This window comes from Tenacibaculum agarivorans (assembly GCF_001936575.1).
In the GTDB taxonomy this organism is placed as follows: domain Bacteria; phylum Bacteroidota; class Bacteroidia; order Flavobacteriales; family Flavobacteriaceae; genus Polaribacter; species Polaribacter agarivorans.
This window is the reverse complement of record NZ_MSMP01000036.1, coordinates 34,347-48,969: the sequence shown is the minus strand read 5'-3', so window position 1 is coordinate 48,969 and position 14,623 is coordinate 34,347. Positions and strand designations below refer to the sequence as shown.

The following is a 14,623-nucleotide window of genomic DNA, read 5'->3' as shown; positions in this document are numbered from 1 at the left end:
CCTTGATCTTGTAAGCAGAATAATCTAAATCAAGGTGTTTAATTGTTTTAATATTATCTGTAGGTATCTGTCCGTCTTGAGAAAAATCATCATATCCCTGATCTTCTAAGATGGCTTCAAATGCTGGATCTGGAATACTTGTATATCCCAAAACAGTTAATGCAACTTTATCTGATTGTGTAGACTCACTACAATCATCCTTTACAGATGCAAAAAATATAGACTCATTGTAGCTTGGAGGTACATTTTGTAATGTTAATGTAGTTGTTCTTGCTCCTGAAAATACATCATTATTAGAAATTAAGCTTGCTGTTCCTGGTCCAGTTACTCTAAACCAAAATACATTTGTGTAATTAGCTGCTTCAATAGTAAATGAAACTGTTCCGTTAGCTTCAACTTCTGAAGCTACAGGTTGTAGTGTTATTACCGGATCTTCATCACATTCTTGAGCTACACTATAGAATGACATTCCCAAAAGAAACAAAATGTATAAGTATTTTCTCATTAAATTTCTTTTTAAACCAAATAAGACATATTCAAATTCCATTGTTTTACTACTTTATATTACTTTCATTATTGTTGCATTCATAATCTAATTATGATGCAATAAAAAAGGGGATTTAAGAGAGTGTTGATTGAGTAATTTTTTTGCTAAAAAAATCTTATTGCAAATATTTACAAACCTGTAATAGAATAAAAAAAAAGACGAGTTGACAAAGTATTAACAGCTTGTTAAAACTCAATATTCATAAGGGTTCAAATGCATCCCTAAGAAACAGCAGCAAACTATGAATGATAAGTAAACACTAAACTATTTTTCACTTAAAAGTTCTAAAATATTCAGTAATAGTAACTCCGTTTTCTAACTTTAGTTTTTTTCGAAGACGGGTTTTCGTAACATTTACGGAATTGACAGTAGTATTTCTGATAATAGCAATTTCTTTAGAGGAAAGTCCTATTTTTATATAGGAACAAAATTCTTTATCAACCCTAGTTATACTAGGATGTGCTTTAACCAAGTTATCGAGAAAACCTGTATTTACCAAATCCATATTTTGCTCAATAAGTTTCATTCTTGAATTGATTTCATTTTGTTGATACAATTCTAGAATCACTTGATTTATATTCTTATTCAATTCATCTTTTCCTTTTTGCTGCGCTTGTTTAAGCCTAGTTATAATATTTTCGTTTAGTTGAGTTTGGACTTGATTGTTAGCTAAAATCATTTCCATATCCTTTTGCTTTAATAATAACTCTTGCTTGTGTTTTTCTTTTTCTAGCATTAGTAACTGTTCGGATTTTTTCTTAATTAACGCTGTTTGCTTTTTTAAAATACTATTTTGTTTTAAAATAGTTGCTTCATTCCTATTTCGCATAACATTGACAAATCTGAGACTGATACCAAAAATGAGTAATACCACCAACGTAAGAATAAAACCTACAAAGCCAAACTCTTTTTGAGTCAACTGGATATAATAAAGAATAGCAAATGTGATGAAAGAATAGCCGAAGTTTACAATTCGCCAAAATTTATTTTTGATTAGGAAAATAGTAAAAAAACCTATAGAAAGCGCTATAAACGGCATTTCTATTTGTTCTTTTTCTATAGATACTGCTATATAAGCTATTGTGTTCACACTAAAGGAAAAGAGTAAACAAGCAAACTGGCTTTTCCCTTTTGAATTTAGATAAATAACAGAAATTAATAATATAAAGGCTACTGATATAATTATAATGGGTATATAATATTGCTCTATAATTTTGTTTACCAAAATCACTGGAACTATTATAATAGCACCGTATAAACAAATTAAATTTAGTAACCGTAAAGCACGTTTATCAAATTCTGTAGAAACATATTCTAAACCTTTATTTATAATAGCATCATGATATGATTTTACTTTTTGAAACAACGGTAAGTTTTACTCTAATTAACTAAACGAAGATACTAAAACCTAAGGATTGAATAAACTATATTTTTTTCATGGAAAAAAGTTTAATTTTCAAAAACAACAAAGCTCTACTATTACTAGTAGAGCTTTTCTAATATATTATACTGTTACGATTTATGATAATCTTACTAGAAGGGTTAATATACTATTCTACATTTATTGTCTGTTTTTTCTGCCACTCATACGCAGATTTCAATGCTTCTTCTAAGCTTTTTTCTGTATTCCACTTTAACTCCTTATTTGCGAAAGTGGTATCTGCATAGGCGGCTGTTACATCACCTTCTCTCCTATCAGCAACTCTATAATTTAGCTTTAGATTATTCGTTTTTTCAAAGGCTTTTATAATTTCTATTACAGAGTTTCCCTTACCTGTACCTATATTAAAATATTCAAAGTTTTGTTTGTTCTCTTTATGAATTAACCTCTTCAACGCAGCTACATGTGCTTTAGCTAAATCAACAACATGGACATAGTCTCTAATTGGAGTTCCATCAGGTGTATCATAATCATCTCCAAATACCATAAGTTCTTTTCTAATTCCTACAGCTGTTTCTGTAATATAAGGAACTAAATTTAGAGGTACCCCTAAGGGCAATTCTCCTATTTCTAAACTACCATGAGCTCCAATAGGATTAAAATAGCGTAAAGCTATTGCATTTAAGTCATTTGCTTTACAAGTATCTCTTATAATTTCCTCGCCTATCTGTTTGGTGTTTCCATACGGAGATTCTGCAGGTTTAATAGGTGCTTTTTCTGTAATAGGCAATTCATCTGCTTGACCATACACTGTACAAGAGGAACTAAAAATAAAATGATCTATATTTCGATCTCTCATTTCCTGAAGAATGTATACCAAAGCTCCAATATTATTTTCATAATACTCTAAAGGTTTTTGTACACTTTCCCCAACAGCTTTAAACGCAGCAAAATGAATGATTCCATCAACGTTTACTTTATTAAAAAAGTCTTTTACTTCTTCTTTAATTCGTAGATCTATTTGATAGTATTCTGGTTTTTCGCCTGTGATCTTACCTATATTATCTAGCACCTCTACACTTGAATTCGATAAATCATCTATAATTACAACATCAAATCCTGCATTTTGGAGCTCAACTACTGTATGTGAACCAATAAAACCTAATCCTCCTGTAATTAAAATTTTCTTCATTTAAAGTTATTTTGATGATTTTGCTATATCTAAAAGTAATACTCCTTTAGATTTTAGTTTAAAATTCTCTTCCATCTCTAATCCATTCATCATATTTTTCAACACTATGCTATCCTCTCCTTTTAAACTAACTTTTAAATCTGCTGTGTTTTTTCCTAAATTTACTACTGTCAACACATAACTATCTTCATCATCTTTCTTCACTACTTTCCAAATACAACCTTTCCAATTTGTTCCATTTGTTTCTACTAAATTTACTTTTCTTTCTTCTTTAATTTCTGCAATAGCTAAAGTTTTAAATTCATTTAAACTAGCATTATCGGCATAAGTTAATTTTCCTTTACTCGCAGATAATTTTGCTGTGCGTGTTTGTCCATATTCATTTTTAGTCAAACTTTCTTTTGAATCAATAACCACAACTCCTCCTCTATCAAGATAACTTTGTAAAGCTTTAAATTCATTATCGGTAACATATGGTGTTTTATACACTATAACAACATCCCAATTTTTATGATCTTGTTTATTGATAATTTTCTCAGTGGCAAACCCAATATTAAAACCTTCGAAGTACAATGATTCATATAACTTCGACTGCTCTGTCATATGATTATTTTTATTAATTGCTGATGTTTCTGAATGAAAAATTCTTAGTGGTCTTCTTTGATCTCTTAAAGCTAAAATTTCTTCAGAAAAGCTATTCAAATCATACATTACCTGAGAAACTTCATTCACCACATGAGGTTGCATATTTGCTGAACCTGCATAAGAACCTGCTAAAGCAGGATCGAAGAAGTTTAGTTCACCTTCTAATCGATCTTCTGGAGAGCCATCTGCATCTCTAGCCCAAAACCAAGACATACTTGCATCCATACCATGTAAAGTAGCTAACCAAAAACTACTTCTTACATAGTCTATATCCGTATCTAACTCTCTAAAACCAGAAGTAGATAAAAAGTGTCCTTCGGAATTAATGTGTAGTTTATTTGGCGAAACAGATTCTTGAAAATCGTACGAATGTGCTAATTCATTCCAATAAAAGGCATACTTTTCTTCCCATTTCTCTGGCTTTTTAGCTCTGTAATTTCTTCCGCCGGTAATTTTAGCATCATCACCAATCATTGAAGTTAATTCAGTTAAGGCTTCATAATCGATACCGTGAGAGCGGTGATCTCCAATGAACATTTTTGCCATAATTTTAATATGGGTATCGGCTTCTGGATTTACTGAACGTAATTCATTTTGTAAAAAAGTAAACCATTCTATACCTCTATCCATATTATATCGACACCAGTCGTACCAAAGCGGCGTACCACGCTGTTCAACATCCATAGGAATTTCAATAGTAACATCATTAAAATTCTTAAACCCACTTTTCCAGTTTGCGTTTAATGCTTTAATATCACTATTATACTTTTTAGTTAACCAAGTTCTGAACTTATTTAATGTGTATGATGAAATAGAATTCATCTCCAAATACTTTTGAGTCCAATGCCCTTTTTCAGAAAACCAATGCGGCTCATTAGATAAAATATAGCCTAAGTCCGTAACTTTTTTACCTTTTGTAACTTCCCCTGTTTTTTTAATTACTTTACTCCAAACATCTCTTAACAAAGGGTTATCAACATCAAAACCTGTAAACAATGATCTTCCTTTTTCTATTTCAGGTTCTTTCTTTTTCATCCAATCAGGAACTCCCATATTCCAAAGTAATAAGAAACCAATATTAGTATCTGGAACTTCAGTAATATAACTCAATAAAATTTCATCAAAAGTCCCATCTTCATTTAACATGTAAGGGTTACTAGGTCGGTCTTTGTTTACATCGTATAAATGACTTCCTGTGTGGTAAATTGCACCTAAGTGATCATTATAAATGTCCTTGTCTGTTAATGGAGCACCTACTGTTTTAGAAAAATAATCATGTAAAAAAACTGGTCTCCCATTATTCATCAATTTATTTTTTTCTACCGTAATATTATCCCATTCTATCTTTTGAGCTGGCTTTCTTGACATCTTACCACTAAGAATATTTTCTAAACCTTCAATGCCTTTATCTAGGATTTCAATTACTTTTTTTCTTTCAAAATCTGGTAACTCATTTGCTAAAGTTTCTTTATCTGCCTCATATTTTTTGTAATATCCAAATAATTTTTCAACAGCATCGTTATTTTCCTCATCCCAAGTCGCAAACTTTAAAAACTCTTTGGAAAACCATAAAATAGTCTCCTCTCTAGCTACATCTATAGATTTTGCTTTAGCATCACTAGTTAATTTTTCTAAAGTTTTAATCTTATCTAGGGCTTCGCTTTCTAACGTATTTTTAGGAGTTGTTCCACAACTATAGCACATAGCTATGAATACTAAACATCCTAAAATTTTTAGTGGATTTATATACTTTATTAATCTCATTGTAATTTTGTGTTTGTTTTATAATTTAGACTAGGCTTCTTTTGACTTCTTCATTAATTTTTGAATTTCTTCTATAGTCAGATTCTTAGTTTCTGGTAAAAACTTGTACAAAATGACAAGCCCTATTGAAACGATGCTCGCATAGAAAATGAAAATTGTACTCGCTCCCATATTTTGTAATTGCCAAGGAAAAAAGAATTGAACTATTGCACTTACAGTACTGGATATTAATGCAAACAAGGGAATAGCGACACCTCTCAAAGAAATTGGAAAAATTTCTGATAGTAACACCCACATTATAGGCCCTATAGAAAAATTAAAGGCAGCTACAAAACTTAATATTCCTAATAATATTAATAGTGCATTTATGTTTGTTGATTCTTTTAAAAACACACTTGAATTATCTCTTGCTGAAGTTTCCCCCATCACTTCTTTTATAGCTTCTTTAAACGCTGTATCGCTTTTATATTCTTTTCCTATTAAAACGCTCATTTTTTCTACATCAGGAATATCCTTCATTTTACTAATTGCTTCATTTGTCACTTTGTATGTAGCTTGATTAAATCCAAATGCGCAAATACCTAAGCTTAGAATAATCCAAATTAAACCTCCAATTACTAATGGTCTTCTACCTATTTTATCAATTAAAGAAAGAGATAAAATTGTAGCAAATAATCCAATAATTCCTAACCAAATAGCACTAGCAAAAGCTCCATCTGTTCCTAAACCTAATTGCTCAAACATTGTAGAAGCATATGTCATAATTGCATTAATACCTGTTGATTGCTGAACGATGGCCAATGTGAGTGCTACTATAAAAACTATTTTCATAGGTGCACTAAAAATTTCTTTGAGTTGAGATTGAGTTGATTTATTATTATCAGCATTCCCTACACTCTCTTTCATTTCCTGAATATGACTTTCTATTTCATCTTCCGGATACACTTTAGCTAAAGAACTCCTAGCTTCTTCTTCTCTATTTTTATACATTAACCAAGCTGGACTTTTAGGTATAAAAAATAAAAACATATACCACAATAGAGCAGGCAAAATTTCGATTCCTAACATCCAACGCCAACCTGTTTGACTTAAATTAATAGTTTGTACCCATGTTGCATCTGTATCCATTTGCTGTAAAATCCAGTAATTGATAAAGTAGGCTGCAGAAAAACCTACTCCAATATTAATCTGAAGCATAGAAACTAGTTTACCACGTTGCTCTGGTGGTGCTATTTCACCTACATACATCGAAGCTAACGTAATTGAACTAAATGCTAAACCTCCTAAAAAACGTGCTAAAAACAATGTGGTAAATGATGTAGCTAATGCTGAGCCTATTGCAGAGATTATATATAATAATGCAATAGTTTTAAGGGTTGCTTTTCTACCATATGTATTACTAGACCAAGCTGCTAATGGTAGTGCTATTAGTACACCTAAACCAGGACCAAAACCTATAGCTCCAACTTCCCATTCATTTAAATTAAATTCAGAAGTAATAAACTTAAATCCTCCTGAGATTAATGCCGCATCTAATCCGAAGACAAAGCCTCCTAAAGCAACTATTGTTGCATATATAAACACGTTCCTTTGATAAGATTTCATAAATTATTTTAAATTAGTTTTAGTTTGTTTTCCTATAAACACATTGGTATTTAAGGTATTTATTTTTTTTCGCTCTTGTTCTCCATTAGACCATGTGACTGTAACTGTAATTGGTTTTCCACAAGTACCCAATCCAAAATGAATTTGATTGTTAAAAGAAAGCGAATACATAGCTCCAGTACTACCTACCCGCTTTGTTTGTTTCCCTGTGCACGATTGAATTTCTACCAAAGCTCCCAAAGCAGTAGCTTTACCTGATAAAGAGTTCCCAATTGTTACTGTTATATAACTGTTTGTTTTTGCTTTGGATAGTTCGTTTTTGAATACATGCCATTTCCCTCTTTCATCTCCTATTATTATATCTTGATTGCCATCTTTATTGTAATCTATAGTTTCTATCGCCAAACCTATACTACCTAGTTCTTCAGTAACGATATGATGATCCTGATAACGTTTAAATCCTTCTTTTCCTTCATTAAGATATAGTATTGCCTTATTGTTAAACACTAAGTCTCCTCGTTTTCGTACTATTAGATCATGAAAACCATTATTATCAAAATCTGCTACAGAAACACCTACTGTATTTTCCTTTAAAAAAAGACCTTTACTTTGGGTAACATCCTCAAATACATCTTTTTTATTTACTAATAAAATATCATGTGGGGCATCATTATGTGTTGTCGGTTTATATTCTTTTACATTATGAATCACCCCAGTTCCTGGTGACCATAAATACCCTGCTAGTCTCCATTTGGTATTTCCTACATACCCTACATAAACTCCCTTTTTATGTTCAGTATCTATTACATCTGGAAAACCTAAAGCATTGCTATTTACAAGTGATATATTTCTACCTGAATGTGTTTCTCCTAGAAATTGATAATCATAACCTGTTTCTCCTAAAAATAATGCCTCGTTATATGGCCATTGTGTTTGAAGATTCTCAATTTTTAATATATCTCCAACTTTTAAATCAGGAAGTTTAAACTTTCCTCTTTTTGTATAGAACCCGAAAGCTTTTGCTTCTTTGTTATAAAATGTCTCTTCTTTTTTAAAGTCTTCTCCTCGAGAAAAGTATAAATCGAAGTCTCCATCATTATCAAAATCTATTTCTACAACACTAGTTACTTTTTCTATAGGAAACGGAAGTACCTGTTTAGATACTTCTTTATAATTAAAGTTTTGTGTTCCTTGGTATACTTTAACTTGTCCGTTTCCATATAAAATAATATCTAAAATATTGTCATTATTAAAATCAGTTAGTAATGACTTTTGACCATCACCTTTAGATGGAGGCAATTTATTCGCTAAGATTAGTGATCCTAATGTATTGTTTTTATATATATAATTTTCACTTTCTCCTTTTTTTTGCCGATCAGGAAAAGCAAAATTTAGTAAATCTAAATACCCATCGTTATTGAGATCTGCAAACTTTACGGTTCTGCCTCTCATCAATTCTAATGGTGGAATAAAATCAGGAATTGGAATAAACTTCCTTTCAACTACTTTAAATAGTTTTGAATTTCTAGCATTACTACCAGAACCTCCTCCTCTAGACATAACAACCTCTATAAAGCCATCTTGATCATAATCACCTACTGATATTCCATGTAAATCTCCCATGATAATATCATATGGTTTTGCAAATTCACCTGCATTATTCCAACATACTTGAACTCCAAAACCATGATCGTTAATCAATACATCTAAATATCCATCTTGATCTAAATCGGCAACTACGGGGGCATCCCATTTCCTTAGATTTTTTTCTTGTCTAGGAAAATCTTTCTTGACTTCTGAAAAGTTATTTTGGAATACCGTTTGACTATATCCAATACATACTATAAAAATAGCTCCAACAGTTAGTAGCACTTTTATTTTACTTGTATATATTACACTTTTCATTTATTAGCTTCCAATAATTTCGTTTTTTACACTTAAAACGAATATGATAATATGATTTGTTTTTAGATTATTGAGACCCTAAAAAATACCAGCAGTTTCACGTTTATAAATTCTTTTATTGAAATGTTTTCTTTAAAAATTTAAAAGTAAAAATGCCAGTACTACTCTTCATAGGGATTATTGATTTTTCACCAAACAACAGGCATGAATACTGTCATTTCCGCTTGCCCTCTATTACTCCAAGAAAAATATGGGACAAATTTTGTTTTATAAGATTCCCATTTAGGAGCGCTTACTGTACTATACATTGCGTTTTTATTGGTACTACGTAACAATAGCTCTCCTGAAACTGTAGTAACACCACCTAGAAAATCAGGTTTATGTTCTATTTCTAATGGGATTTTACCATTTATATATACATCTAGAATACTGGTATCTTTAGGAAGATCTGGAGATTCAATACAATATACTACTGGACCTCTTTTAATAGCCACTTGGTTTCTAACTTCCTCTATACGAGGATGTCCTTCTACGAAATGAGTTTCCATAGGTACCTCTAAAGTGATAATATCTCCTTGGTTCCATTTACCATGAAGTATTGCATATTCTCCAGGTATAATATTCACATCTGGCTTTTCTCCATTGATTAAAACAGTAGCTTCACTTGCCCAACCTGGTATGCGTAACATGATATCAAAACTTTCTTCTTTACATTCGTTTATTGTCAAATGAATAACACCTTCCCAAGGATAGTTTGTTTCTTGTGTAACTTTAATAGCTGAACCATCTAATAGTTTTGTTTCTAAAACACTACTTCCAAAAAGGTTTACGGCTAAACCATTTTCAGATAAGTTATATGCCCATTCAGAGACTCTAGCTATAGTTCTTACTAAATTAGGAGGACAACAAAAACAGTGTAAATATGGTTTCCTTTCAGGAGTTTCTGTAACATCTGCATGTGCTTCGTAGTCTCTTGTATCATTCACCATACGCAATGGATTTGCATAAAAATATTCTGTTCCTGATAAACTAATTCCAGAAAGCGCACTATTATACATCACTAATTCAATAATATCAGCATACTTAGATTCTGCTTTTACTCCTAGCATTCGGTAACTAAACATTGCATTACAAAGATTGGCGCAAGTTTCATTATAAGCTGTCATGTTTGGCATCATATAATCATCTATGAAACCTTCTTCAATCATATCTCTATTCTTTGAAGCGCCATAATGCGTTTGACCTACTGCTCCTGTAACATACATTTTTTTGTTAGTTACACTTTCCCATAGTCTATCTAAGGCATCAATTAAAGCTTGCTCACCTGTTTCAGCATATAAATCAGTTGCTCCTGCATAATAATATAATGCTAAAACGGCATGCCCTACTGGTTCTGTTGCATCACGAAGAGCTGTACGTTCCTGAACCATATCTCCAATTGGATATCCTTCAGTTGTTGAATGATGCTCTACTTCATATTTTCCTCTATTGTTTATAAAACGTTCTGCTAATTCTAAATACTTTCTCTCTCCAACTGTACGATACAATTTAACCAATCCCATAATTTGAGTTTGATTGAATCCAAAACGTCCAAAATGTTTTGTTTCAGGCATAAAAATTGTGTATAGTAAGTCAGCATGTTTTACTGCAATATCTAAGAAATTCCTTTTTCCAGTAATAGTATAATGCGTACAAGCTGTTAACAATAAATGTCCAGTATTGTACATTTCATGATACTTCCTATTTTCATATCGGTCTGCATCTTCTCTTAATTGAATTTGAGTTTGTAAATACCCATCTTCTTCTTGAGCTTTTCCTATGATTTCAATATGGCTATCTAATTCTTCTAATAATTTTTCATCTTTATTATGTGCATATACATACACCATAGCCTCCAAGAATTTATAAAAATCACCATCGTGCCAATACATTCCCTGGTGTTCTCCTTCCTTCTCTCCAGCTGCTATTTTAAAATTATTTAAAGCATGACCAACATCTCCACACAACACATTTCCCATGTAAGGAACCATGATATCTTCACAGACTTTAAACTTGTCAGCCCAAAAACCAGTAGTCCATTTACAATCGCCTACTTTAATGTTTTTTAATTTTGTATACACTTCAATTTTCTTCTTATCCACTACTTCTTCGTGCGTAATATTTGTTGATTCTGTCATCATAAATAGAGTCAATATTTCTTATTAAAAGCGGAATTCATATTTCAAATTCCAACATTCATTTTTTACTTCAGTTATTTAATTTTTTATGGCTTTTTTTGAATTAAAGTCAGCTCTTTTATCCTCTTTATTCCAATATTTATCCATCCTATCAATATCATATTTTTCGTAACTTTTTTTCAACATCCATCGAGGTCTCTCTAATGTCAATTCCCATTCGAATAACTCTTTGTACATGGCGCGAAATAATTCAGGATGCTCTGCTGAAACATCATATAATTCTTTTTCATCTTCAACGATATTGAATAATTGAGCTGGTCGATCAGGAAAACGTATTAATTTCCAATCTCCTTTTCGTATTGCTCCTCTACCGTCTTTTCTCCAAAACAATGACTCATGAGGTCTACCCATATTTTTACCATTGATAAAAGGCAATAAACTTACTCCATCTATTTCTTTAACTTTCGAAACATCTCCTCCTCCTATTTCATAAAAAGTAGGTAATAAATCAAAAGTACTTACAGGATATGTATAACTTGTATTTGCTTTATATTTCTTAGGTAATTTTAAAAGAAATGGTACTCGAATTCCTCCTTCTAAGTGATTCGATTTTGTTCCGCTAAGCGGGTAATTTATTGAAGCATTTTTATCTGTAGGACCTCCGTTATCATTAGTGAATACGATTAATGTGTTATCGTCTAAACCTAACTCTTTTAACTTATCCATAATTTGTCCACAAGCCCTATCTAAAGCTAATGTCATCGCTGCTACTTCCTTTCGTTTCCCTTTCAAATTTGGAAATTTTCCCAAATCTTCTTTTTTAGCATCCATTGGAGTATGCACAGCATTAAACGAAACGAAAGCAAAGAATGGCTTAGACTTATTCTTCTCTATAAACTTTATAGTTTCATCAGCTAAAAAATCAGTAAGATATCCATTATGTTCTTGATAGTTTTCAAATCCTTCTTCTAACCAATTTAACCGATCTTTTGGTAATTTCTTGTACGCAAAATAATCTCTCGCTCCTCCTCTAAAACCATAAAATTCATCAAACCCTCTTTTAGTAGGATGAAAACGATCAGCTCCTCCTACATGCCATTTCCCGTAAAAACCAGTAACATACCCTAAACTCTGCATGTAATCACCCATTGTTTTTTCCTCTAAAGGCAATCCCATTTCTTCATTATCTTGAGCTGAAACAGCACTCATGTAGCCAGGAACATTATTTTCCTCATAACCAAAACGTTGCTGATATTTCCCAGTTAACAATCCTGCTCTAGAAGGCCCACAAGTAGGATCCGTAACATAAGCTTGTTTAAATTGTATACTTTCTTTCGCTAACTTATCTAGACTAGGAGTTAACATTTCTTTACTCCCTTGAAAACCGAAATCATTATACCCAGCATCATCAGCAAAAAGTAATATAATATTAGGTTTATCCTGAGCATAAACCACCGTACTCAATTGAAATATGATTAATAAGAAAAATACTTGTAACTGTTTTTTACTCATTATTTTGTTTTTATGAAACATACAATCACCAAATTTATAATATAAGCTATCATTTTTATTCGTTAATTTTATCGCAAGCTTATTATATTTTACCCTTCCTATGATAAGTCTTCTCTATAAGAATTGAATAATTTCCTCAAAAAAACCACAAACAACAGGTAAAATAAAGTTAATAAGAGGTAATTTAAACCTCTATTTCTTACTACATTTTTTATTGCTTTGTTAAGGTTATACTTAACCATTTTTATATGATTTTTAAGTCTTATGCTTATACACATAATCCCCTAACATAATCTTGAATATATATGACTTCAACATATTTTATAAGCTGTGACTGGGGAACTACTAACTTCAGATTACGTGTAATAGAAACCCAAACTTTATCTGTTATTGAAGAAAGAACTTCTAATTTGGGGATTAGAGATTTGTTCGATTTATATAAAACTACAACATCAATAACTCAATTTGATTTTTTTTCTAATCACTTAAAAAAAGAGGTTTTAAAACTTCCACAAAAATATCAAAATCATGTTATTGTAATTGCCGGAATGGCTTCATCCAATATCGGATTAAAAAATCTTCCTTACGCCAACTTCCCTTTTAATATGAACGGAAGTAATCTTAACTCAGAATATATAGAAACTGACAATAGATTAAAAATCATTCTAATTTCTGGAGTAAAAAACACATCTGGAATGATGCGAGGTGAGGAAATTCAAGCCATAGGTTTAGCTAATCACCTTAACAAATTTAAGAATGGGATCCTCTTATTACCGGGTACTCACAGTAAACATATCACTTTTTCAAACAGTCTATTTACCAACCTTAAAAACTTTATGACTGGCGAACTATTCGAAGTAATTTCTAGTAATAGTATTCTGGTCAACTCTGTTATTAATAACTCTTGGAGTATTGAAAAAGTTCAAGCTTTTAAAGAAGGAGTTACAATCGGCATTAAAAATGAATTATCTGCTAATTTATTTAGCGTTCGAGTTAACGATGTTTTAGGAAACAAAAACAAAGAAGACAATTATTATTTCCTAAGTGGTTTGTTAATAGGTGACGAACTTAGTTACTTACAGCATACCTCTACTACAGTATTTTTAGCTGCATCTAATCCTATTTTTGAGATGTATAGAACTGCTTTGGAAATGATAATCTCTAAAAAACAACTTGTACTACTAAATGACTTAGCTTTAAAAAGTGCACTGTTAGTAGGACAGAAAAAAATACTTTCATTACATGACACAAATTAATACACCTTTCTCTTGGTCTTTGTTTAATAATGCGCCTATAGTAGGAATCATTAGAGGGCTAACAAAAGAAAACACACTGGATATTGCTAAAACCTTTTTAGAAGCTGAATTATATACTTTGGAAGTTACTATGAATACTGATGGCGCTACTCAACTCATTAGTGAGCTTCGAAATCAATTTCCAACACTAAATGTAGGGGCAGGAACTGTTTGCACTATAAATGATTGTGAAACAGCCATAGCATCTGGTGCACAATTTATTGTTACTCCAATAATAGATGAAGAAGTTATACAATATTGCGTAGCTAAAAATATTCCCATTTTCCCTGGAGCTTATACTCCTTCAGAAATACATAAAGCATGGTCTTTAGGTGCTTCAGCAGTAAAAGTATTTCCTGCAACTCAATTAGGACCGAAATATATTAAGGATGTTTTAGCTCCTCTTAATGAAATAAAACTATTACCTACTGGTGGTGTATCTAAAGAAAATATAGCTTCTTTTTTTAAAGTTGGTGCTATTGGTGTTGGTATGGGGAGTTCTCTACTTCACAAGCAATATGTAGAATCAAAAAACTTTACTGCTTTAAAAGAACATTTTATACAAATCAAACAACAAATTCAAGATTTTACAACATGAAT

10 protein-coding genes are annotated in these 14,623 nt (G+C 31.5%); 2 read left to right on the top strand and 8 right to left on the bottom strand.

Annotated elements, in window-relative coordinates:
* From BVC87_RS19490 to BVC87_RS19455, 8 genes are all read right to left on the bottom strand, one after another.
* Window positions 1–505 (bottom strand): immunoglobulin domain-containing protein (locus BVC87_RS19490; RefSeq protein ID WP_143569849.1); only part of this gene is annotated, 505 nt, incomplete at its 3' end.
* A gap of 313 nt (window positions 506–818) precedes the next feature.
* On the bottom strand, window positions 819–1,913 hold the full coding sequence (locus BVC87_RS19485; RefSeq protein ID WP_075344083.1) for a helix-turn-helix transcriptional regulator: 1,095 nt from the start codon (window positions 1,911–1,913) through the stop codon (window positions 819–821).
* A gap of 184 nt (window positions 1,914–2,097) precedes the next feature.
* On the bottom strand, window positions 2,098–3,120 hold the full coding sequence (gene galE, locus BVC87_RS19480) for a UDP-glucose 4-epimerase GalE (RefSeq protein ID WP_075344082.1): 1,023 nt from the start codon (window positions 3,118–3,120) through the stop codon (window positions 2,098–2,100).
* Between the two features lie 6 nt (window positions 3,121–3,126).
* Window positions 3,127–5,529, bottom strand: coding sequence for an alpha-amylase family protein (locus BVC87_RS19475; RefSeq protein ID WP_075344081.1), 2,403 nt, complete (start codon window positions 5,527–5,529; stop codon window positions 3,127–3,129).
* A gap of 30 nt (window positions 5,530–5,559) precedes the next feature.
* On the bottom strand, window positions 5,560–7,134 hold the full coding sequence (locus tag BVC87_RS19470; RefSeq protein ID WP_075344080.1) for an MFS transporter: 1,575 nt from the start codon (window positions 7,132–7,134) through the stop codon (window positions 5,560–5,562).
* A gap of 3 nt (window positions 7,135–7,137) precedes the next feature.
* Window positions 7,138–9,039 (bottom strand): CRTAC1 family protein, encoded by a 1,902-nt coding sequence (locus BVC87_RS19465; RefSeq protein ID WP_075344079.1) that lies wholly within the window; start codon window positions 9,037–9,039, stop codon window positions 7,138–7,140.
* Window positions 9,040–9,227: 188 nt separating this feature from the next.
* Entirely contained in the window at window positions 9,228–11,219 is a 1,992-nt protein-coding gene (locus tag BVC87_RS19460) for a glycoside hydrolase family 127 protein (RefSeq protein WP_083629637.1), read from the bottom strand.
* 75 nt (window positions 11,220–11,294) lie between these two features.
* Window positions 11,295–12,728 (bottom strand): sulfatase-like hydrolase/transferase, encoded by a 1,434-nt coding sequence (locus BVC87_RS19455; RefSeq protein WP_075344077.1) that lies wholly within the window; start codon window positions 12,726–12,728, stop codon window positions 11,295–11,297.
* A 305-nt stretch (window positions 12,729–13,033) separates the two neighbouring features.
* Here BVC87_RS19455 and BVC87_RS19450 point away from each other — a divergent pair, with 305 nt between their 5' ends.
* A complete protein-coding gene (locus tag BVC87_RS19450; RefSeq protein ID WP_075344076.1) occupies window positions 13,034–13,984 on the top strand; it encodes a 2-dehydro-3-deoxygalactonokinase in 951 nt (316 codons plus the stop codon).
* Complete coding sequence (locus tag BVC87_RS19445; protein ID WP_075344075.1) at window positions 13,971–14,621, top strand: bifunctional 4-hydroxy-2-oxoglutarate aldolase/2-dehydro-3-deoxy-phosphogluconate aldolase; 651 nt, start codon at window positions 13,971–13,973, stop codon at window positions 14,619–14,621. The genes BVC87_RS19450 and BVC87_RS19445 overlap by 14 nt, the downstream gene beginning before the upstream one ends.
* Window positions 14,622–14,623 lie beyond the last annotated feature (2 nt).

Excerpts from the sequence above, each read along its gene's own strand:
- galE (WP_075344082.1), bottom strand. The coding sequence starts at position 3,120 with ATGAAGAAAATTTTAATTACAGGAGGATTAGGTTTTATTGGTTCACAT.
- BVC87_RS19450 (WP_075344076.1), top strand. The coding sequence starts at position 13,034 with ATGACTTCAACATATTTTATAAGCTGTGACTGGGGAACTACTAACTTC.
- BVC87_RS19470 (WP_075344080.1), bottom strand. The coding sequence starts at position 7,134 with ATGAAATCTTATCAAAGGAACGTGTTTATATATGCAACAATAGTTGCT.
- BVC87_RS19465 (WP_075344079.1), bottom strand. The coding sequence starts at position 9,039 with ATGAAAAGTGTAATATATACAAGTAAAATAAAAGTGCTACTAACTGTT.
- BVC87_RS19460 (WP_083629637.1), bottom strand. The coding sequence starts at position 11,219 with ATGATGACAGAATCAACAAATATTACGCACGAAGAAGTAGTGGATAAG.
- BVC87_RS19475 (WP_075344081.1), bottom strand. The coding sequence starts at position 5,529 with ATGAGATTAATAAAGTATATAAATCCACTAAAAATTTTAGGATGTTTA.
- BVC87_RS19445 (WP_075344075.1), top strand. The coding sequence starts at position 13,971 with ATGACACAAATTAATACACCTTTCTCTTGGTCTTTGTTTAATAATGCG.
- BVC87_RS19455 (WP_075344077.1), bottom strand. The coding sequence starts at position 12,728 with ATGAGTAAAAAACAGTTACAAGTATTTTTCTTATTAATCATATTTCAA.